The 20,276-nt window shown below is 73.7% G+C and carries 16 protein-coding genes and 1 pseudogene; 11 read left to right on the top strand and 6 right to left on the bottom strand.

The features are described 5' to 3' along the window. The coding region (locus AB0M88_RS47175) for a phosphopantetheine-binding protein (RefSeq protein WP_364113757.1) at window positions 1-698 on the top strand (698 nt) is incomplete at its 5' end. 6 nt (window positions 699-704) lie between these two features. On the opposite strand, the gene AB0M88_RS47170 is transcribed toward AB0M88_RS47175, so the two are convergent. Genes AB0M88_RS47170 through AB0M88_RS47155 form a run of 4 tightly spaced genes read right to left on the bottom strand, consistent with a single transcriptional unit; the run spans window position 705 to window position 5,962 of the window. Further along, window positions 705-1,406, bottom strand: coding sequence for a hypothetical protein (locus tag AB0M88_RS47170; RefSeq protein ID WP_364113755.1), 702 nt, complete (start codon window positions 1,404-1,406; stop codon window positions 705-707). Then, window positions 1,393-2,634, bottom strand: a complete 1,242-nt coding sequence (locus tag AB0M88_RS47165) for a hypothetical protein (RefSeq protein ID WP_364113753.1) — start codon at window positions 2,632-2,634, stop codon at window positions 1,393-1,395. The genes AB0M88_RS47170 and AB0M88_RS47165 overlap by 14 nt, the downstream gene beginning before the upstream one ends. A gap of 36 nt (window positions 2,635-2,670) precedes the next feature. Beyond that, window positions 2,671-3,435: an alpha/beta fold hydrolase gene (locus AB0M88_RS47160; RefSeq protein WP_364113751.1), complete on the bottom strand. Its 765-nt coding sequence runs from the start codon at window positions 3,433-3,435 to the stop codon at window positions 2,671-2,673. Next, the gene (locus tag AB0M88_RS47155) at window positions 3,428-5,962 is read right to left on the bottom strand and encodes a beta-ketoacyl synthase N-terminal-like domain-containing protein (protein ID WP_364113749.1); all 2,535 of its coding nucleotides are present in this window, start codon (window positions 5,960-5,962) and stop codon (window positions 3,428-3,430) included. The genes AB0M88_RS47160 and AB0M88_RS47155 overlap by 8 nt, the downstream gene beginning before the upstream one ends. 306 nt (window positions 5,963-6,268) lie before the next feature. Between AB0M88_RS47155 and AB0M88_RS47150 the strand changes: the two genes are divergently transcribed. The 3 genes from AB0M88_RS47150 to AB0M88_RS47140 are packed head-to-tail and all read left to right on the top strand — an operon-like array spanning window position 6,269 to window position 10,567. Beyond that, window positions 6,269-6,973 carry an alpha/beta fold hydrolase gene (locus AB0M88_RS47150; RefSeq protein ID WP_364113748.1) on the top strand — a complete coding sequence of 235 codons (705 nt, stop codon included), beginning with the start codon at window positions 6,269-6,271 and terminating at the stop codon, window positions 6,971-6,973. Then, window positions 6,970-7,794 (top strand): SDR family oxidoreductase, encoded by an 825-nt coding sequence (locus AB0M88_RS47145; protein ID WP_364113746.1) that lies wholly within the window; start codon window positions 6,970-6,972, stop codon window positions 7,792-7,794. The genes AB0M88_RS47150 and AB0M88_RS47145 overlap by 4 nt, the downstream gene beginning before the upstream one ends. A 16-nt stretch (window positions 7,795-7,810) precedes the next feature. After that, entirely contained in the window at window positions 7,811-10,567 is a 2,757-nt protein-coding gene (locus AB0M88_RS47140) for a non-ribosomal peptide synthetase (RefSeq protein ID WP_364113744.1), read from the top strand. A gap of 24 nt (window positions 10,568-10,591) precedes the next feature. On the opposite strand, the gene AB0M88_RS47135 is transcribed toward AB0M88_RS47140, so the two are convergent. Beyond that, the gene (locus AB0M88_RS47135; protein ID WP_364113742.1) at window positions 10,592-11,701 is read right to left on the bottom strand and encodes an MFS transporter; all 1,110 of its coding nucleotides are present in this window, start codon (window positions 11,699-11,701) and stop codon (window positions 10,592-10,594) included. A 200-nt stretch (window positions 11,702-11,901) separates the two neighbouring features. On the opposite strand from AB0M88_RS47135, the gene AB0M88_RS47130 reads away from it, so the two are divergent. Then, complete coding sequence (locus AB0M88_RS47130) at window positions 11,902-12,825, top strand: hypothetical protein (protein WP_364113740.1); 924 nt, start codon at window positions 11,902-11,904, stop codon at window positions 12,823-12,825. Between the two features lie 66 nt (window positions 12,826-12,891). Here AB0M88_RS47130 and AB0M88_RS47125 read toward each other — a convergent pair whose 3' ends face one another. Then, complete coding sequence (locus AB0M88_RS47125) at window positions 12,892-14,310, bottom strand: FAD-dependent monooxygenase (protein WP_364113738.1); 1,419 nt, start codon at window positions 14,308-14,310, stop codon at window positions 12,892-12,894. 91 nt (window positions 14,311-14,401) lie between these two features. On the opposite strand from AB0M88_RS47125, the gene AB0M88_RS47120 reads away from it, so the two are divergent. The 6 genes and pseudogenes from AB0M88_RS47120 to AB0M88_RS47095 all read left to right on the top strand — a co-directional run. Then, on the top strand, window positions 14,402-14,968 hold the full coding sequence (locus AB0M88_RS47120; RefSeq protein WP_364113736.1) for a maleylpyruvate isomerase family mycothiol-dependent enzyme: 567 nt from the start codon (window positions 14,402-14,404) through the stop codon (window positions 14,966-14,968). A 178-nt stretch (window positions 14,969-15,146) separates the two neighbouring features. Next, entirely contained in the window at window positions 15,147-16,646 is a 1,500-nt protein-coding gene (locus AB0M88_RS47115; RefSeq protein WP_364113734.1) for an IucA/IucC family protein, read from the top strand. Continuing rightward, window positions 16,643-18,166: an IucA/IucC family protein gene (locus tag AB0M88_RS47110; protein WP_364113732.1), complete on the top strand. Its 1,524-nt coding sequence runs from the start codon at window positions 16,643-16,645 to the stop codon at window positions 18,164-18,166. Before AB0M88_RS47115 ends, AB0M88_RS47110 begins: the two co-directional genes overlap by 4 nt. Beyond that, a complete protein-coding gene (locus tag AB0M88_RS47105; RefSeq protein WP_364113730.1) occupies window positions 18,153-19,280 on the top strand; it encodes a type III PLP-dependent enzyme in 1,128 nt (375 codons plus the stop codon). Before AB0M88_RS47110 ends, AB0M88_RS47105 begins: the two co-directional genes overlap by 14 nt. 114 nt (window positions 19,281-19,394) lie before the next feature. Then, window positions 19,395-19,589 (top strand): hypothetical protein, encoded by a 195-nt coding sequence (locus tag AB0M88_RS47100; protein ID WP_364113728.1) that lies wholly within the window; start codon window positions 19,395-19,397, stop codon window positions 19,587-19,589. Continuing rightward, window positions 19,586-20,276 (top strand): annotated as a pseudogene (locus AB0M88_RS47095) (hypothetical protein); the annotation flags it as partial. The gene AB0M88_RS47100 and the pseudogene AB0M88_RS47095, both read left to right, overlap by 4 nt.

Raw genomic sequence — 20,276 nt, 5'->3', positions numbered from 1 at the left:
CGCGGCGTTTCGTCCGGCGGCCGGAAGGGGGCCGGGTCTTCCGGTCCGGTGACCGGGTCCGGCGGACCGCGGCGGGCGGGCTGGAGTTCGTCGGCCGCGACGACGACCAGGTGCAGGTCAACGGGCACCGGGTGGAGACGGGGGAGGTGCGGGCGGCGCTGCGCTCGCATCCGGACGTCGGGGACTGTGTGGTCCTGCTCCAGGATCAGGCGCTCGCCGCTTACGTGGTGGCCGCGGCGGGCCGGCGGCCGGCCGATGAGATCCACGACCATCTGCGCGACCGGCTGCCGGGTCACATGGTGCCGGCCGTGCTCACGTTCGTGGACCGGTTGCCGTTGACCGACCGGGGCAAGGTGGACCTCGCCGCCCTGCGCGCCGCGTACGCCCCGCGCCCGGCGGCCGATCCGGTGGCCAGCCCGGCCGACGGTCCGGGCCCGGCCGGGAAGCCGGTGCCGGAGGTGGTCCGGCGGGTGTGGTCCCAGCTTCTCGGCGGCGTCGACCTGCGCGAGCACGACGACTTCTTCAAGCGCGGCGGGCATTCGCTGCTCGCGGTGCACGCGGTCGGCCGGATCCGGGCGGAGCTGGGCCACCGCGTGCCGGTGCGGGTCATGTTCGAGAAGACGACCCTGGGCGAGTTCACCCAGGCGGTCACGAAGATCGTCGCCGCCGCCGAGGCGGCGCCGCCGCCGGGCGGGTGAGCCCGCTCAGCCGCCCGGAACGGGTCCGGGAAGCAGACCGAGATGCTCGGGGCGCACGAGGTCGAACTTCAGCGCCTGCGTCGCCAGCGTGACCCCCTTCCACGCCCGGGTCATTCCGCGCGGGGCCACGATGCCGAGCTTCTTGGCCAGGTAGTCGATGTGGTAGTTGACCGCCGAGCGGCCGAGCGGCCGGCCGGCGGCCGACAACCGGGCCGCGACCTGCGCCGGGGTCGGCACCGCCGCGACACCGCAGTCCCGCAGTCTGGGCTCGCACAGGCTGACCAGCACCTGGAAATACCGGCTCGTCTCGTCCAGCAGCGGAATCGCGGCGGCCTCCGGCCCGGCGGCGGGCCGGGGTTCCGGGGCGTAGACGGTGAAGCTGTTGTCCCCGGCGCCCACGGTCAGTGTCACCCGGCTCAGCTCGAAGGGGATCGGCACCCCGGCCCGGCCCGCCCGCACCTTGACGTATTCCCCGGCCCCCTCCAGGTTCTCCACGCAGTAGGTGCCCGCGGCGCCGCAGTTCGACATCAGCCAGTAGTCGCCGAACGCGTGGATCCGGCCCGCGGTCAGCGCCCGGTCGGTGCCGACGGTGATCTCGCCGCCGTGCCAGCCGAACAGCACGCTGTCGCCGTCGGGCAGCTCCACGGCCGGTGACCGCCCGTCCAGGCAGATCAACAGGGACCGGGCGGCGGGTTCAGCCCGCGGCACGGCCGGCGTCCGCAAGGGATTCGCGCAGGGCGCCGGCGACGGCGGCCGCGTCGGCGCCGGGCACGACCGTGGGATCGTGGTCGATGCGCAGCGACAGCTCCTCCCGGTCCTGGACGGCCGTGACGATCACCGGGTCCTCGATCCGGCTGCCCGGCGGATAGGTGAACCGGCCGGGCACGCCGTCCAGCACCGGCGCCGGGCGGCGCGTGCGGTCGATCAGGGTCAGCACCAGGTCGAGGTGCCCGGTCCACGGCGCCCGGCTCGCCCGGGCCGCCCGCACGACCTCGTCGAACGGGGTGTCGGCGAATTCCAGGTCCTCCCACCAGGCCTCGCGCACGCCGTCGCCCTGCGGGTTGGCCAGCACCGTGTTGATGAAGCAGCCGGCCACCCCGGCCTCGTCGTGGCCGCCCCAGGTGTAGGCGACCGGCGCGGTTCCGGGGATGCGGGCCAGCGCCGTGTGGCAGGCGGCCAGCAACGCCGGGAACGGCCGGTCCGTGGCCGCCGCGGGCAGCGCGGCGCGGTGCCAGGCCGAGGACTGGCCGCGCGGTTCGCCCGGGTCCCGGTCCCGGCCCCACCGGCCGGGCCCCGCGTCACGCACCCGCGACGTCCAGTGCGCCAGCGCCTCCGGCCCGCTCGCCGCGTGTTCCAGGGCCAGCCGCTGTTCCACCACGTCGCGGTAGCGGCGCAGTTCGGCGGCGGCCACGGAGTCGGGCACCCGCTCGCCGCTGCGGTAGGCGGCCATCAGCCCGTCGAGCACCAGGCCGGTGGACTCGCCGTCACAGACCAGGTGGTCGAACCCGAGGGCCAGCAGATCCCGCCGGCCGTCGCGGGCCAGGAGCACCCGGAACGAGCCGCGCCCGGCGGGCCAGTCGTCCAGGGCGGCCCAGACGGCGGCGTCGGTGCCCGGGCCGGCGATCTCCCGCACGACCGGGCCGTCCGGGACCGGGCCGATCCGCAGGACCGGCACCCCGCTGGCGGTGTCCGCCGCCCCGCGGAGCACCGGATGCCGCAGCAGGACCGACCGGGTCGCCTGTTCCAGCCGGCGGGCCGACAGCAGGCCGGGCGGGAATTCCAGGAAGACCGGCAGGATCCGGACCCGGTCGCGGGGATCGGCGGACCGGGTGTGGTGGAACCGGCGCTGCGCGCCGGTCAGGGGCATCAGCTCGGCGGCCCCGTCGTGGGCGCTCGCGTAGTGCTTGAGGTAGGTCCCGGTGATACTGCGGTGCACGGCCGGCCCTCCACTGTGTCGTGTTCCCCCGCCGGGTCATTCACCCCGGAGGTGGCCCGTCGCGTCCCGCTCGGCCCGGATCAGGTCGCTGCGTACCGTGTCGCCGAGCAGCCGGCCCAGGCCATCGAGGTCGTCCCGGGTGTGAAAGTGACCTCCGGGCCGCTCACGCGACTCGAAGGCGCGCCCGGTGTGTTCCCGCCAGCCCGCCATCCACGTCCCGGCGGCCGGCTCGTCCGCGCCGGCGATCGCGGTGACGGGGCAGCGCAGCCGGGGGCCGGGCACGTGCTCGTAGGTCTCCAGCACCGTCAGGTCGGCGCGGTAGCAGGCCAGTGCGGCGGCGAGCAGGTCGCGGTCGGATCTGGTCGCCGCGGGCAGCGGGCCCCAGCGCCGTTCGATCCCGGCGTGCAGCCCGGCGTCGTCGAGCAGGTGCAGCGGCCGGGCCGGCCCGGGCAGTGGCGGGGCCGGGCACGACGAGACGAAGAGCCGCAGCGGCCGCGGCCCGAGGGCCCGGGCCACCTCGAACGCGACGAGCGCGCCCAGGCTGTGGCCGAACAGGGCGAACGGCGGGGTGAACCTCACCTGCGCGAGGATCTCGCCCACCAGCTCGGGCATCGCGGTGAGGGCCCGCGCCCCGAGGTTGTGCGCCCGGCCCGGTGGCTGGACGGCCACCAGCCGCAGGCCCGGCGTGTGGGCCGCCCACCGCGCGTACTCCCCGGCCGCGCCGCCCGCGTGCGGGAAGCAGTACAGGGTGGCCACGGCGGTGGCCGGCGCCGGGCGCTCGATGAGCCGGATCTCAGCCATGACGTACCGCCGAGTCGCGCATCCGCTCCTCGATCAGCGCGGTGAGCTCCCGCACCGAGGGCGCGAGATACATCGACCGCTCCTCCAGTTCGACCGGCAGCAGCTCGCCGAGCCGGGCCACCAGCAGGGTCGCGACCAGCGAGTCCCCGCCGAGGTCGAAGAAGCTGTCGCCGGGGTCGACGTCGGGCAGGCCGAGCAGTTCGGTGAACACCATGGACACCGTCTGTTCCGTGTCCAGCCCGGCGTCCGGAGCCGGCGACGCCGACGCCGGCGGCGGGGTGGCGGGCCCCGCCTCGACCAGGAAACGCTGCCGCTGGAACGGGTAGCCGGGCAGGGGCACCCTCCGGACCGGTTCGGAGTGGGCGGCCGCCCAGTTGACCGGCAGCCCGGCGAGCCACAGCTCCCCGAGTGCCGCCAGCGGGTCGGTGGCCGTGACGACGAGGTGCTCGGGCGTCCACTTCGGATGCTTCCGCAGCCGTGCGGCCAAGCCGGAGTCGCCGGTATGCAGGAACAGCCGGCCCGGCGTGTCCAGGGCGGCCGCGAGCTCGGCGTCGCCGCAGTCCGGGTCCAGGGTGAGGTCCGGGTCCAGGCCGAGGGCCTTCCAGTGCCGCACCACCTCCGCGTCGGCCGTCTCCGGCACCAGCAGGGCCACGGCCCGGCCGTCGCGGGCGTGGTCGCCGGTGACCAGCCGCTGCGGCGCGTCCCCGCCGAGCACCCGCAGCGCGTCGGCCCGGTCCCGCACGACCGCGTACCGGCGGTATGTGTGCTGCCGCCGGCCGGCCTGCAGCGTCCAGGCCACGTCCCGCAGTTCGAGCTCGGGACGGTCGGCCAGCCGGCCGGCGAGCCGTGCCGTCAGTTCGTCGAGGGCGGCCGGGGTGTGCGCGGACAGCACCAGCACCTGGTCACCGCGGGTGGTCCCGGCCCTCGGCCGCGGCGCCGGTGGCTGCTCCAGCACGACGTGCGCGTTGCCGCCGCCGAGCCCGCGCGCGGTGACACCGGCCCGGCGCGGCAGCCCGGCGGGCGCCCACGGCGTGGGCTCGGTTACCACGGCGAACGGGCCCGCCGCGAAGTCGATGTCCGGGTTCGGTTCGGAGTAGTGCAGGCTCGGCGGGATGACGCCGTGTTCCACGGCGAGCACCGTCTTGATGAACCCGGCGATGCCGGCGGCGGCGTCGGTGTGCCCGATGTTGCCCTTCACCGAGCCGAGCAGGCACGGCTGCTCGCGGGGCTTCCCGTCGGCGAACGCGTGGTTCAGCCCGGCGACCTCGATCGGGTCACCGACCCGGGTGCCGGTGCCGTGGGCCTCGACGTAGGTCACGGACGAGGGCGCGACGCCCGCCGCGCTCTGGGCGGCCCGGACCACCTCGACCTGCCCGCGGACTCCCGGCGCGGTGAACCCGGCCCGGTCGCGGCCGTCGTTGTTCACCGCGGAGCCCCGCAGCACGGCGTGGATGTGGTCGCCGTCGGCGATCGCCTCGGACAGCCGCTTCAGCACGGTGATCCCGCATCCCTGACCGCCGATCACCCCGTCGGCGGCCGCGTCGAACGGGCGGCACGTGCCGGTCGGCGAGGTGATCCCGCCGACCCGGTAGTTGTCCAGCATGGCGGGCAGCCGGACCGAGCTGCCGCCGGCCAGGGCGAGGTCGCACTCCCCGGCGAGCAGGGCCCGGGCGGCGAAATGCACGGCGTACAGCGAGGTCGCGCAGGCCGCCTGCACGTTGGCGGCCGGTCCCCGCAGGCCCAGCTTGTAGGCGACGCGGCTGGCCAGATAGTCGCTGGTCGTGCCGGTCAGGATGTCCCAGCTGGTGATCGTGCCGTCCTCCTGCTGCCGGGCCCGCAGGGCCTCGGTGTAGGTCGACAGGCTGCACCCGGCGTAGATGCCGATCAGGCCGGGGAACCGGTCGGGGTCGTAGCCGGCGCCCTCGATCGCCTCGACCGCGCACTCGAGCAGGACCCGGTGCTGGGGGTCGATGAGCAGGGCCTCGCGCGGGGTATAGCCGAAATAGCTCGCGTCGAACCATTCCGGTGCCTGCAGCAATCCGCCGGCGGGCACATATTGCCGCGTGCTGCCGCCGGGCCCGGGGATGCTTTTCGGGGAGAACCGGCTGACACTGTCGACGCCGGATACGAGATTACTCCAGAACTCGTCGGCATTCACCGCGTCGGGGAAACGGCAGGCCAGTCCGATGACGGCGATATCCGTTTCACGCGGACCGGCTCCCGAATCACCGGAATCCGGGACCGCGGCCCTTTCCTGCGAAAGGGAAACCGGTTCCCGCTCTTCCCGCGATCCGTCGAGAAAGGCAGCGCACGACCGGATAGTGGAATGGATGAACAGTTCGGGCAAGGTCGGCCGGATGCCGACGCGCTGCGCGATCCGCTCGCGGACCAGCTGCATGAGCATCGAGTACCCGCCGGCCTCGAAGAAGTTGTCGAGCACGTCGACTTCGTCGAGTTCGAGCACGTCACACCAGATCTCGGCGAGGATCCGCTCGGTCGGCGTGACCGGGGGCTGCCGGGTGCTCACCGCACCACGTCCCGGCGCCGCCCGTTTCGGTGATCAATGGATTCCGCCCAGCATGAAGTCATCACACACCCCCGTCCGATAAACCCCTGCAGCTTTCCGGATCGGCACCATCCTATGTGGTCATCGTATTCACGTCCACCGCTATAATCAGGTCCCCTCCGAAACGGCCGCCTGATCGTCGGCACATCCGCCGCCCACCCAGGGAAATTGCCGGGTTTGTGACGCTGGTCACGGTTCACAATTAAGTATTCGCCAGGTTACGCTGCGAAGTGGCGCTGGGAACTGATGAGGAAAGATGGGGGACCCATGGGTGCGCAGCAGCTCTTTCTGGCCTGTCTGCCTTTCGCGGGCAGTGGTGCCGGATTCTTTCGGGAATGGAAAAGACTCGGTATATCGGAGGTTGATTTACTTCCCGTTCAGCTGCCGGGACGCGAGGAACGATTCCCGGACAAGCCGTTCACCGAGGTCGCCGACGCCGTCGCCGAACTGACACCGAGGATCCTCGCCGACACCGGCGACGACGCGGCCATCGCGTTGTTCGGGCACAGCCTCGGCGCGGTCCTCGCCTACGAGATCGCCCGCGAACTCGAGCGGACCGGCCACCCCGGACTGCGCCACCTGTTCGTCAGCGGCTCACCGGGACCGCACGACGGACGGGCCGAACGGGCCACCGGCCTGGCCGACAAGGAGTTCCTCGCCGGAGTGCAACGGTTCGCCGGCTACCGGCACCCGGCCTTCGACGATCCCGAACTGGCCGAGGTCCTGCTCCCGGTGCTCCGCGCCGACGTCGAGATGCACGAGAACTACCGGCCGTCCGGCACCGAACCGCTCTCGGTGCCGATCACCGCCCTGCGCGGCGACCACGACGAACTCGTCTCCCGGGAGCAGGCCGCACAATGGGCCACGGCGACCCGCGGCCCGTTCACCTACCGCGAACTCCCCGGCGGCCACATGTACCTGGTCGATGAACCGCAACGGCTGCTGCGCGTGATAGCCGGGAACCCGGCATGAGGCTGACCGGCAAAACCGTGATCATCACCGGCGCCGCCCGCGGCCTCGGCCGCGCCTGCGCCCTCCGGTTCGCCGGCGAGGGAGCCGACCTGCTCCTGCTCGACATCACCCGGGACCTCCCCGACGTGCCCTACCCGCTCGGATCGGCCGGCCAGCTGCGACACACCGCCGCCCTGTGCGAACGCGCGGGCGCCGCGACCGTGACCGCCGCCGTCGACGTACGCGACACCGGGCAGTGCGCGCTGGCGGTCGACCAGGCCCTGGACCGGTTCGGCACGGTCGACGCGCTGATCAACAACGCCGGCATCGCCTCGCCCTCCGGAAAGATCGCCCACGACATCACCGAACGGGAATGGTCGCTCATGCTCGACATCGACCTCTCCGGCGCCTGGCGGATGATGAAGGCCGTCGCACCGGTGATGGCCGAACGCCGGTCCGGCAGCATCATCAACGTGTCCTCGACCGCGGGCACGGTCGGCTACCGGCACTTCGCGAGCTACGTCGCGGCCAAACACGGCCTGATCGGACTCACCCGGGCCGCCGCCCTCGACTACGCCCCCATGCGGGTCCGCGTCAACGCCCTGTGCCCCGGCTCGGTCCGCGACGATCCCGTGCTGGAAGGCCGCATGCTCGCCGAGATCGCCCGGTCGCTGGAGGTCCCGGTCGCCGAACACGAACGGATCTTCGTCCGGGACCAGCCGATGAACGCGCTGATCGAACCGTCCGACATCGCCGGCGCGGCCCTGTGGCTCGCCGCCGACGAGTCCCGCCAGGTCACCGGCAGCGTCCTGACCGTCGACGGCGGCTTCACCTCCCGATGACCAGAGAGGCCCACCCGTGACGACACCGACGACCGACGCCGCCGCCGGCTGCCACAGCCTCGTACTGCGGCTCCCCGGCCCGGACGGCCCCCGGCACCTGCGGTCCGCGGCGATGCCCGGTCCGGTCCGGATCTGGCCGACCCCGGTGCCGGCCGGCCCCGACGAGCCGGCCGCCGCGGACCGCCGGCGCGCCGAGTCCCTGCGCCCGATCCACCCGCACAGCCCCCCACTGCGAGCCGTGGCCCTGCACTACGCCGACGGCACCGTCGACCTGGTCCTGGTGGCCGTCCGCGCGGCGATCCCACCGGCCGCCCTGCGGCGGATCGCCCGGCTGGACGGGCCCGGCGAAGCCCTGCCCACCCGGCCCGCCGCCACCACCCGGCCCGGCCCCGCGCACCGCGGCGGCCCCGACTGGGGCCTCGGCGACCCCGAACTGCGCGGGGTCGCCGGCAGCGCACCGATCGACCTCACCGCCCTGGGCCCCCAGGCCGAAAAGCTCCTCCTCCCCGCGATCGCCCTGGCCGTCAGCCGGTACGGCGGCGGCGACCGAACGGAACTCGGCGTGCTGGACCTGGACGACGGCCCGGGCGAACACCTCCGCGTCCACCCGGTGCAGGAGCACCCCCGATGCTCCATCGCGGACTTCCTCCGCCGGTTCGACCAGGCGCCCGCCCCCGCACCGCAACCGCCACCGGTCGGGGTCGTCCTCAGCCCGGCCTTCGACGAAGGCAGCTACACCGCCTGCCTGACACCGGTCTTCCCGCTCACCATCCAGATCGACCGCGGCTCCTCCCGCGCCGTCTGCCGGTTCGACCGGGGCACCGTGGACGCCACCATCGCGCAACGGTTCTGCGCGCACGTGGCCCACCTGGCCCGGCAGCTCGCCGACGGCCCGGCGGACCGGCCCCTGTCCGAGCTGGAACTGGTGCCCCGCGCCGAACAGGCCGCACTCCTGCGCGCGGGCGGCGCCGGCCACCCCCCGCCCGCGCCCGGGCGCATCGACCGCGCCTTCGAAAAGGTCGCCGCCGGGCAGCCGGAAGCCGTGGCGCTGCTGGCCGGCGACGAACGGCTGACCTACCGGCAACTCGACGACCGGGCCACCGCGGTCGCCGCCGGCCTGAACGCGCTCGACATCGCCCCCGGCAGCCGCATCGGCGTCTGCCTGGAACGCGACGCCGACCTGGTGGCCACCCTGCTCGGCGTGCTCAAGGCCGGCTGCGCGTACGTGCCGATGGACCCCCGCTACCCCGCGCAGCGCCTCAGCTTCACCGCGCGGAACGCCGGAACGCCCCTCGTCATCACCACCGCGCCCGAGTTCCCCCCGGTGCCCGGCACCCGGCTGCTGACCCCCGCCGCACTGACCGAACTCGGAGCAGGCCAGGAGGCCGGCCCACGACCGGCCGCCGGGGACGACGACCCCGCCTACGTGATCTACACCTCCGGCTCCACCGGCACACCCAAAGGCGTGGTCGTGCCCCACCGCAACGTGCTCGCGCTGCTGCGGGCCACCGCCGACGACCTCACCCTCGGCCCGGACGACACCTGGACCCTGTTCCACTCCAGCGCCTTCGACTTCTCCGTCTGGGAGATCTGGGGCTGCCTGCTCACCGGCGGCCGCCTCGTCGTCGTGCCCTACTGGACCACCCGCGACACCGAAGAGTTCTACACCCTGCTCACCGAACACCACGTCACCGTGCTCAACCAGACACCCTCCGCGTTCGCGCCCCTCATCCGCAACGACCACCGCGCCCGCGCGAACCTGGCCCTGCGCCTGATCATCTTCGGCGGCGAACCCCTCGACGTGCGCATGCTCGCCCCCTGGTTCGCCCGCCACCCGGCCCCAGACTGCCGGGTGGTCAACATGTTCGGCATCACCGAGACCACCGTGCACGTCACCGCCCAGACCGTGACCCCGCACGAGGTCACGGCCGGCTCCCGGTCGGTCGGCCGCCCGCTGCCCGGATGGTCGGTGTCCATCCGCGACGAACAGGGACGTGTCCTTCCGCCCGGCCCCGCCGGCGAGATCTACGTCGGCGGCGCCGGAGTGGCCAGCCACTACCTCGGCCGGCCCGACCTGACCGCGCAACGGTTCGTCCACGACGAACCCACCGGCGAACGCGTCTACCGCAGCGGCGACAAGGGCCGGCTGCACCCCGACGGCCGCCTCGACCACCTCGGCCGCCTGGACAACCAGGTCAAGATCCGCGGCCACCGCATCGAACTCGACGAGATCCGCACCGTACTGCTCGGCGCACCCCACGTGACCGCCGCGGCCGTCGTCGTCAACCGCGACCAGCCCGACGACCCGGCGAGCAGCCGCATCGACGCCTACCTCGTCCTCCCGGCCGCCGCCGACCCCGCCCAGGTGCTCGCCCACGCCAAGGCCATGCTCCCCGACTACATGATGCCCGCCACGATCACCGAGGTCGCCGAGATCCCCCTGACGATCAACGGCAAGCCGGACACCTCCCGGCTGCCCGCCCCGCGAACCGGGCCGGCCGGCACCCCGCAGCCTGCCCCCGGCACCCCCCAGGCCGCCCCCGGCGGCCTCGCCGACGACATCCTCGGCATCTGGAGCAAACTGCTCAACACCCCGGTGAACCCCCAGGACAACTTCTTCACCCTGGGCGGAAACTCGCTGCTGGTCATCCGCGTCCTCGCCGAGATGCGGGAACGAAACCTGCCCAAGGTGTCCCCCAAACAGTTCTACGCCCACTCGACCGCCGCGCAGTTCGTCGAGCTCGTCCGGCAGCTCAGCGACGCCGGCCGCTGACACCCGGCGCGGCCACCGGAGTCGTCAGCCGATCCGGGCGACCCGGGCCGCGCCCACCGCCACCAGCAGCCCCAGACCGACGAAACCCGCGCAGACGAAGAACATCACCGGATATCCGGCCGCCTCGGCAACCAGCCCGAGCGAGCCACTGCCCGCGGCGAGACCCACCGTGAAACACGCCCCGAAGGTCGACAGCGCCGTGGCCCGCTGCCGCTCACTGACCGAACGCACCACGAACAGCCCCAGCACCGGATAGATCTGCCACATGCCCACACCGGTCAGCACACCGCCGATCACCCCCACACCGAGACCGTGCGACACCCCGATGAGCGCCACCCCCAGCGCCTCGACCAGAAACAGGCCGGCCAGCACCACCGGCCGCGTGGCCTCCCAGCGGATCCAGGTGCCCGCGATCCGCAACAACACCACCGTCAGCGAATACGCCGTCACCACGGCCGCTCCCCCGGCAACCCCGAGAGCGTTGAACTTCGCGACCGCGAAACTGGACACCGCCGCGAACCCGAACGCGGTGAAGACCAGCGCCACACTCGGCAACACGGTGCCGAGCAGCGCCCGGCCCTGCTCGATGCCGGCCCGCTCCGACTTCGGCGAGAACCGCACCTCCGGCACGTACAGGGCGATCGGGATGACCAGCAGCGCGACCAGCCCGGCGATCACGAACGCGGTCGCCGTGCCCGCCAGATGATCGATCAACGTACCCAGCGGAGCGCCCACGCCGATCGCCAGATAATTCACCGTGCCGCCCAGCCCCAGCGCCCAGCTCTGCCGGTCCTCGGCCACCAGCTGCACCGGCCAGACCCCGGTCGCGGCCAGCATCACCCCCATGCCGACACCCACCAGCAGCCGCAGCCCGATGAGCTCGGCGATCGACCCGGCCAGCGGATAACAGACGGTGGCCAGCGTCGTCAGCACCGCGCCGCCGATCGTCAGGGACCGGGCGCCGAGACGGTTCATCAGCACCCCCGACACCGGGCGCGACAACAGCGACGTCAACGCGTAACCGGTGATGACCGCACCGACCTCGGCCGGGCCACCGTGCAACCGGTCCGTGACATAGCCGGGCAGGATGGGGATGGTCAGAGCGAACGGCAGATAACCGATCCCCGTCGCCAACGAGATCAACAATGCGTAACGTACCGATCGCTTACTGGTGGTCTCGGCCTCAGGCTCTAACCCGGTTCGCACAGATTCACTCCCCCATGTCCGGGAATGAACCTAGCCGGGAAAACACCACCGGAACAACCACCACGAACCCCGGCCGCCACCCGGCACCGCCCCTAGGCTGCGGGACAGTCGATCCAAGGAGGACACCGGTGACGTTCACCCCGCGCGCCGCCTGGGCCGACACACCGCAACCGGTCCGCGCGGCCCTCGCCCGGGCACTAGGCGCCACCATCGCCGGCCACACCGACCTGCACGGCGGCATGTCCCCCGGCCCGGCCGCCGGCCTGCGCCTCGCCGACGGCCGGCAGGTGTTCGTGAAAGCCGTCTCCGCCGACGTCCGCGAGCACAACCACAAGATGATCCGGCAGGAATCCGAGATCCTCGACATCCTGCCCGCCTCGGTGCCCGCCCCGAGGCGCCTCGCCACCATCGAACACGGTCCGTGGATCGCCCTCGCCACCACGTGGGCCGCCGGCACCACCCCGCCCGCCTGGACCGACGCGGCGATCGCGGCCGTCGCCGGGGCGTGCCGCACGGCGAGCGCACACCGGGCCCCCGGCGCCCTGCCCCCGGTCGCCAAGCGCATCTTCCACTTCGACGGCTGGGACCGCCTCCTCGACACCGGCGCCGCCGACGACTGGGAGACGGCCAACGCGGGACCGGCGGCCGAAGTGTCGGCGGGCTGGGAACAGTGGACGGCCGGCGACGCCCTCGTCCACCGCGACATCCGCCTCGACAACACGGCGGTCGGCGAGCGGGCGACGCTGCTCGACTGGGCGTACGCCGCGGCCGGCGCCCCCTGGATCGACCTCGCCCAACTGGCCGCCGACGTCGTCGCCACCGGCCACGCCCTCGGCCCGGCGGCCGCGACCGACCGGGCGTACCGCCTGCTGCGGACGCTGCCCCCCGAGGCGCCCCGTTTCGTCGTCGGCCTGGCCGGAATGTGGCGCATCCGCGCCGTCATGACCCCTGAGACGGTCCTGCCGTACATCTCCGCCTGGCGCAAGGCGAGAACGGTCGCGTTGCGTCCCTTGGTGATCCGGCTGATCGCCGCCCTTCAGGGATGTCGTTGATTCCTTTTTGTTTTTGATCTGGGCTCTTTGTGTGCGCGCCGGAGAGGGCACACCCTGTAAGGCATCCTAGGATGATGCCTGAGCGGCTCCGAACCAGTGCGCCAGACCGCCGTCCAGTTCCTCCTGTGAGGAGCCGAGCCAGGCCACGTGACCGTCCGGCCGCACCAGCACCCCCGGCCACGACAACCCGGCGTCCACCACACGGTCGACCCGGTCCGCCCAGCCCCCCACCGACAACGACCCGCCCCGGTCCAGCAGAAGACCCCGCCCGGCCCGCATCAGCCCGTACAGATGCCCGCCCGCCAGCGGAAGATCCCGCAACCGCCGCCCGACCAGCGGATCACCGGAGCCGAAGTCATAGCGGATGTCGATCGCCGTCACCTTGCCGACCAGGAACCGCGTCACCTCCTCGAAGTCCATCAGCTCCGACAGCAGCCGCCGCATCGCCTCCGGGCCCGGCTCCGGCCGCAGCAGCATCGCCTGCGCCCGCGAGTTCACCAGAACGTCCGCCCCGACCGGATGCCGCTCCACCTCGTAGCTGTCCAACAGACCCGGCGGCGCCCACCCGGCCACCGCCCCGGCCAGCTTCCACCCCAGATTGAACGCGTCCTGCACCCCCAGATTGAGCCCCTGCCCGCCCATCGGCGGATGCACATGCGCCGCGTCCCCGGCCAGGAACACCCGGCCCACCCGATAGCGCTCGGCCTGCCGCGTCGCATCCCCGAACCGCGCGAGCCACCGCGGCGAATGCACCCCGAAATCCGTCCCCGCCAGCTCCCGCAGCCGCTCCCGGAACTCCTGTTCGGTCGGCGCCTCCCCACCCGCCGCGAGCGACGCCGCCCGCGGCACGAACCGCCAGTTCCCCGGCGCGTCCGGCGACGGCCCGAACCGCAGAAGCGGACCCGACACCTCGGCCGCCGCCGCGGCCAGCGCCTCCTCCGGTACGCCCACCGCGAACTCGCCCAGCAACCACTCCATGCTCGCCGGCTCCCCGGGGAACCCGATCCCGGCCAGCTTGCGCACCGTGCTGCGGCCACCGTCGCAGCCGACCAGATAACGCGCCCGCAACTCGGTCCCGTCGGCCAGCCCGGCCGTCACCGCGTCCGCGTCCTGGCTCAGCGCGACCAGCTCCGCCCCGAGCCGCACCTCCGCCCCCAGCTCCTCGGCGTGCTCGGCCAGCAGCCGGTCCGTGATGCTCTGCGGAATGCCGAGCAGATAGCCGTGCGCCGTGTCGAGCGCCGGCACCGGCTTGCGGATGCCCGCGAACCCGCCCACCGGATGCTGCTTGCCGGCGGCCAGGAACCGCTCGAGCAGCCCCCGCTGATCCAGGATCTCGATGCTGCGCACGTGCAGCCCGAGCGACCGCGTGTGCCGCACCGGAGCCGCCTGCTTCTCGGCCACCACCACGTGCACGCCGTGCAGCCGCAACTCGGCGGCCAGCATCATGCCGGTCGGCCCGCCGCCGGCCACGATGACATCAATCATGGATCTCCCCCCATAAACCGCGCTCCGGCCGGCGATTCTGCGCCGCCACCCGGGCCTTGCCGCAAGGCCCCCACTGCCCTATATGTTGGTAGTGGCAGGAGGCCTCTGGCAGGCGATCGACACCCAGCGCACCGCCCTGGCCACTCTCCTGGCCGGCCTCACCGCGGCCCAGTGGGCCCACCGGTCGCTCTGCGCCGGCTGGACGGTCCGCGACGTGACCGGACACCTCCTCCTGCCGGCCCACCCGGCCGAGATGCTCTGGCTGGCCCGCCACGCCGCCTCCTGCCTCGACGACGCCATCCGCCGCAGCGGCATCCGCCTGGCCGGCCGCTACGACACCACCGAGCTGACCGCCGCGATCGGCGGCCTTTGCGGCACGCGACGGCGATTCCCGTACGCCACGGCGCGCTCCGCCCTGGTCGACGTCGTCGTCCACAGCCTCGACATCGGCGTCCCGCTGAACCGCCCGGTCGCACCGCCCCCGGAAGTGACCGCGATCGCCGCCACCGAGGTCGGGAAACACCTCCCCGGCCTGTGGCCCCGCCCGTCCCGCACCCTCCGGGCGACCGATGTCGAGTGGCAGCAGGGCGAGGGCCCGCTGCTGCAGGCACCGATCGCCGACCTGCTGCTGATCCTGACCGGCCGGGTCACGCCCTGACCGGGTGGCAGGCCGTTGATTCCTCTTTGGTTTTGATCTTCCGCGTGCACATGGGACCCGGCGCACGCCCCGTATGGCGTCCTAGGATGCTAGGTTGGGTGGCCCGGCCGATGCGACGTCGCTCACCGAGGCCGCCGCGCCCGGCGGCAACCGGTCGGGTGTGCCGCAGAATGGGCGCGTGCCTCGTACCGCCGCCACCCCTGACCCGGCGCAGACCCGCGCCGAGCTCAGCGCGCTGCGGCCCGATCTGGTCGCCGGCTACGACGCCGAACTGCCGGGCGCCCGCGCCTCGGTGCTGGCCCGCCTGATCGGTGCCCTCGGGCGGGAAGCCCTGCCCGGCCTGATCTCCCGGCAGCCCGGTCGCGCCCGCTTCGCCGGCGGCACCGAGGTCCACTACCCGGCCGAGGCCGCGGTCCTCTTCGCGCCCGGGGCACCGGGACTGGCCGTGCGGGTCTCCACCGGCGCCGGGCCCGGCACGATCGACGACCCCGCGGCCCTCGTCCGGCTGCTCTGGCCCGGCGCGGGGCTCGCGGCCGAGGTCGACAACAGCGTGGCCAACCTGGCCCTCGCCCGCGCCGACCGCGCGCCCCGGGACCGGCCCGGTCCCCACGATCCGGGCCGCATCGAGCAGCTCCTCACCGACGGGCACCCCATCCATCCCTGCTGCCGCACCCGCGGCGGGATGACGGTCGCCGACGTGCTCGCCTACGCGCCCGAGCACGCCCCGGTCATCCGCCTGCGCCGGCTGAGGGTGCCGGAGGACCGCTGGTACGGCACCGCCCCGCCGGTCCTCTACGCCCACCCGTGGCAGGCCGATCGCCTCCGCGCCGACCTCCCCTGGCTGGCCGACGACGGCGAGACCGGGCCCGCCCGCCCGCTGATGTCGCTGCGCACGGTCGCGCCGCTCGACGGCGGGCCGCACGTCAAGACCGCCGTCGACGTCCAGATGACCTCGGCCGTGCGCACCGTCTCCCCCGCGGCCGTCCACAACGGCCCGATCCTGTCAGCGCTCCTCCGCCGGCTCACCGCTGATCTGCCGATCGACATCCTGGCCGAGACCGACGCCGGCGCCGTCATCGTCGACGGGCGGCCCCAGCGGCACCTGGCGTTCCTGCGACGCGAGGCACCGAACCTACGACCGGGCGAGACGGCCGTGCCGATGGCGGTGTTGAGCGCGGTCCCGGTGCTTCTGGAGCGCGTCCACGACGCGTACGGTTTCATGGTTCTGCTCGGTGAAAAGCTGTTCGCGCCGCTCCTGGAGCTCCTCCGCCGCGGCGTCGCGCTGGAGGCCCACGGGCAGAACACACTGGTCGTGCTCCGCGACGGTCTTCCGGCGCGCATCCTCTACCGCGATCTGGGTGGTGTGCGCGTCGATACCCGGAGGCTGCCGGTCGACCTCGAGGGTGACCTGCCCAGCGACGACCCGCGGGTGCTGCGCGACAAGCTGGCCGCCTCCGCGATCTCGACGGTGGCCGCCGAGTTGATCACCGCGCTCACACGACGGGGCGCCGACCCCCACCGGCTGTGGGGCATCGTGGCCCAGGCGATCGGGGACGGCGACGACGCCGGACACATCCGCAACGACCCGCTCCCGATCAAGGCGACCACCGCGATGCGCCTGGCCGCCGACCCGCTCGACGACCAGTGGGCCCGAATCGACAACCCGATGGCGGCATGATGACCCGAAGCCTGTCCACCGGCCGCCTGGCGATCGCCGCGGCGCACGCCGAGGCCGCCCTGGCCGTGCACGCCCCCGAGCTCACCGGCGGTTTCCTGGCCGCCCTCCCCGAGGCGGCCGACACGGTCGGCCGCCGGCTGCGGGGCGCCCTGACCCGCGAGGGCATCCGCGACTGCGGCCCGGGCGAGGCGCACGCCTTCAACCGGGTGGAATACCACCGGTCCGGCGTCGAGGACCCGGTCGAGCTGCTGGCCGGCGCCGACGACACCGCGCCCGGGTTCGCGGCCGAACTCCGCAACGCCGTCGTCAACCTCGCCATCGCCATGGCCCGCCCCCCGGCCCGGACCGGCGACGACCCGGACGCCCAGGCGATCGGCCTGGAGCGACTGGCCGTGGCCGGCCACAACCTGCACCCCTGCGGCCGCACCCGGCTGGGCTGGGACACCTCGGACGTGCTCGCCCACGACCTGGAGACCGAGAAGACGACCATCGGTTTCGTGGCCGTCCGCGACGAACTCCACCTGGGCGACGACGTCTGGCCGGCCGACGAGAAGACCGGCTACCGCGTCCAGCCGGTCCACCGCTGGCAGCGCGACAGCGTGATCCCGAGCCGCTACCGGGAACTCCTCGACCGCGGCGACCTCCGCATCCTCGACGACGAGATCGACGCCGTGCCCACCGCCGCGCTGCGCACGCTCCTGCTGCCGCCCGGCCCGGACGGCCGCCGCGAATACCTCAAGGTCTCCCTCGACATCCAGGTCACCTCGACCCGCCGCAGCATCAGCGTCGCCAGCACCCGCAACGGGCCGGCGGTGTCGCGCCTGCTCGACCGGCTGGTCGACAGCGACCGGCTGCTGCTGATGCACGAGACCGCCGGCGCCGCGGTCCCGGTCGGCAGCGGCCGCGACCTGTCGGCGATCCGCCGCGACGGCCTCACCGGCCGCCTCCAGCCCGGCGAACGGGCCGTCCCCGGCGGCGCGCTGCCGTTCCTCCTCCGCGAACTGGTCACCGGCGATCCCGCCCGGTGGCTCCGGGAATACGCCGAGCTCCTGCTGCCCCCGCTCCTGCGCCTCACCGCCCGCGGCGTCGCCCTCGAAGCCCACCTGCAGAACTGCCTGCCCACCTTCGTCGGCGGCCGCCCCCACCGGCTGGCACTGCGCGACTTCGCCGGCCTCCGGCTGCACCTGCCCCGCCTGGCCGCCGCGGGCCACGACGTCGAGCTGTGGCCGGGCTCGGTCGTCGGCACCGGCGACCTCGACATCTTCCGCGCCAAGATCGGCTACACCGCCTTCCAGGCCCACCTCGGCGAGCTGGTGATCCGGCTCGGCCACGACTTCGGCCTCGGCGAGAACGAGGCCTGGCGCATCGTCCGCGAAGTGGTCGACGAGTCCACCACCGGCGACGACCACGCCTTCTTCACCGCGCCGCGGGTGCCGCACAAGGCGCTGGTCCGCATGCGGCTGGAAGGCAAGGGCGACATCTACCTCCCGGTGCGGAACCCGCTGCATGCGCCCGCCTGAACACGTCCGGCGGGCGTTGCTCGCGCTGCCGTCGCCCGCCTGCGCGTACGTCTATGACATCGCCGCGCTGCGCGCGCGGGCCGCGTCGGTCCGGGCGGCACTTCCGGTTCCGGCGAGTTTCCTGTACGCCGTGAAAGCCAACAGCCACCCCGACGTCGTCGCCGCGCTGGCCGGGGAATGCGACGGTCTCGAGGTCGCGTCGGGCGGCGAGTTGCGCCTCGCCCGGGCGGCCGGCGCGAAGCGGATCGTCTTCGGCGGCCCGGCCAAGACCGACGCCGAACTGGCGGCGGCCCTCTCCGCCGGCGCCCAGATCAACGCCGAGAGCATCCACGAACTCCACCGCATCGCCGCCCTCGGTGGCCGCCCCGACGTCGTCGTCCGGGTCAACCGGCCGGGCGGCGGCCTGGTCGGCAGCCACACCATGACCGGCACGCCGACCCCGTTCGGCATCGACCCGGCCGCGCTGCCGGCCGCGCTCGCCGTCCCCGGCGTCAACGTGACCGGCTTCCACCTGCACGCCGTCTCCAACAACCTCGACGGGGCCGCCCACGCGGCGTTCGTCGAGTCGTCCCTCGCCTGGTCGGCCGAGACCGCGGCGAGGTTCGGCATCGACCTGCGCGTGGTCAACGTCGGCGGCGGCTTCGGCGTCGACTACCTCACCGACGACAGCATCGACCTGAGCCCGCTGTCCCGCGTCGCGGTCCCGCCCGGCCTCGACCTCGTCTTCGAACCGGGCCGGCTCCTCGCCGCCGACGCGGGCTGGTACGCCGCCGAGGTCCTGGACGTGAAGACCACCCACGGCCGCACGTTCGCCGTCCTCCGCGGCGGCACCCACCACTTCCGGCTCCCCGCGGCGTGGGGCTACAACCACCCGTTCACGGTCCTGCCGGTCGACCGCTGGCCGTACGCCCACCCGCGCCCGACCGCCACCGACACGGCGATCGACGCGGTCGGCGAGCTGTGCACCCCCCGCGACGTCCTCTGCCGGGGGCGGCACGTAGACCTGGTCCGCGCCGGCGACCTGCTGGTCTTCGGCCGCACCGGCGCCTACGGCTGGGACATCTCGCACCACGACTTCCTCCGCCACGACCCGCCCCGGTTCATCGTCGTCTAGGGCGCCGACCCCGGCTTCCCCCACCGCGACACCGCGCGGGTCGCTCAGCGGTTCCGGGCCGGCGGCCGGGCCGCCGATCTGGTCGCCATCGTCGACGACCCGCACGCCTGCGCGATGACCGACGCCATCTTCGCGATGGCCGGCGCCCAGCGCCCCTGGCTCAACGGGGTGCCCATGCCGTCCGAGGCGATCGCCGACCTGGCCGACGGCTTCGGCGCCCGCATCGCCGGCGGCGAGCAGATCCGCCTCGGCCGGGCCGGCCTCTCCGCCGCCGAGCCACCGAGCGCGGTCACCGCGGCCGCCGGGTGACCGGCCCGTTCGAGATCGGCATCGGCGCGTTCCCGGCCCCCGACATCCGGGTCCCGCTGCGCCGCGGCGACTACCGCGTCTGGCGCTATGACGGCACCGATCCGGTCGCGGCGGTCGCCGCTTCCTCCCCCGAGGCCGTACGCGTGCTGCACGAGGTCGCCGGCGAACCCTGGGCGTCCCCGCTCTTCGGCCGCATCCAGGCCGAGCCGCTCGGCAAGCTGCCCCTGGCCGATCTCCTCGGCCTGCTCGCCCACTTGCCCGGCCCGCCCGACACCGAGCGCTACCGCTTCCTGTCCGTCGACAGCCCCACCTACTGGTACCGCTTCCTGCAGCCCTGGGTCTGCCTCGGCATCCTCCGGCACGACGAGGAGGAGCCGTGGGCCACCTCGACCCGCCGCCGGGTGCTGGTCGACCTGGCGTTCGGCGCCGAGGACCGGGTCTGCGACGCGGCCCTGTTCGCCCTGGTCACCGCCGCCTACCACGAGCCGGCGCGGCGCCCCGAGGTCCACGGCCTGGTCCGCGCCCGGCTCGGTGCGGCCGTCGCCGCACACCGGCTGGTCACGATCGAGGTCTCCCTGGCCCGCCTGATGCTGATCACGCCCGGCTGCACCGCCGGCGACCGCGCGCTCGCCTCGGCGGCGATCACCCGGGTCACCCCCGCCGCCGAAGACCCCGGCGAGCCGGCCC

This window comes from Actinoplanes sp. NPDC051411 (assembly GCF_040682075.1).
In the GTDB taxonomy this organism is placed as follows: domain Bacteria; phylum Actinomycetota; class Actinomycetes; order Mycobacteriales; family Micromonosporaceae; genus Actinoplanes.
Note: the sequence above shows the minus strand (reverse complement) of the source record. Positions and strands in the feature narration are given on the sequence as shown.

Excerpts from the sequence above, each read along its gene's own strand:
- AB0M88_RS47150 (WP_364113748.1), top strand. The coding sequence starts at position 6,269 with ATGGGTGCGCAGCAGCTCTTTCTGGCCTGTCTGCCTTTCGCGGGCAGT.
- AB0M88_RS47145 (WP_364113746.1), top strand. The coding sequence starts at position 6,970 with ATGAGGCTGACCGGCAAAACCGTGATCATCACCGGCGCCGCCCGCGGC.
- AB0M88_RS47110 (WP_364113732.1), top strand. The coding sequence starts at position 16,643 with ATGATGACCCGAAGCCTGTCCACCGGCCGCCTGGCGATCGCCGCGGCG.
- AB0M88_RS47105 (WP_364113730.1), top strand. The coding sequence starts at position 18,153 with ATGCGCCCGCCTGAACACGTCCGGCGGGCGTTGCTCGCGCTGCCGTCG.
- AB0M88_RS47125 (WP_364113738.1), bottom strand. The coding sequence starts at position 14,310 with ATGATTGATGTCATCGTGGCCGGCGGCGGGCCGACCGGCATGATGCTG.
- AB0M88_RS47100 (WP_364113728.1), top strand. The coding sequence starts at position 19,395 with ATGACCGACGCCATCTTCGCGATGGCCGGCGCCCAGCGCCCCTGGCTC.
- AB0M88_RS47160 (WP_364113751.1), bottom strand. The coding sequence starts at position 3,435 with ATGGCTGAGATCCGGCTCATCGAGCGCCCGGCGCCGGCCACCGCCGTG.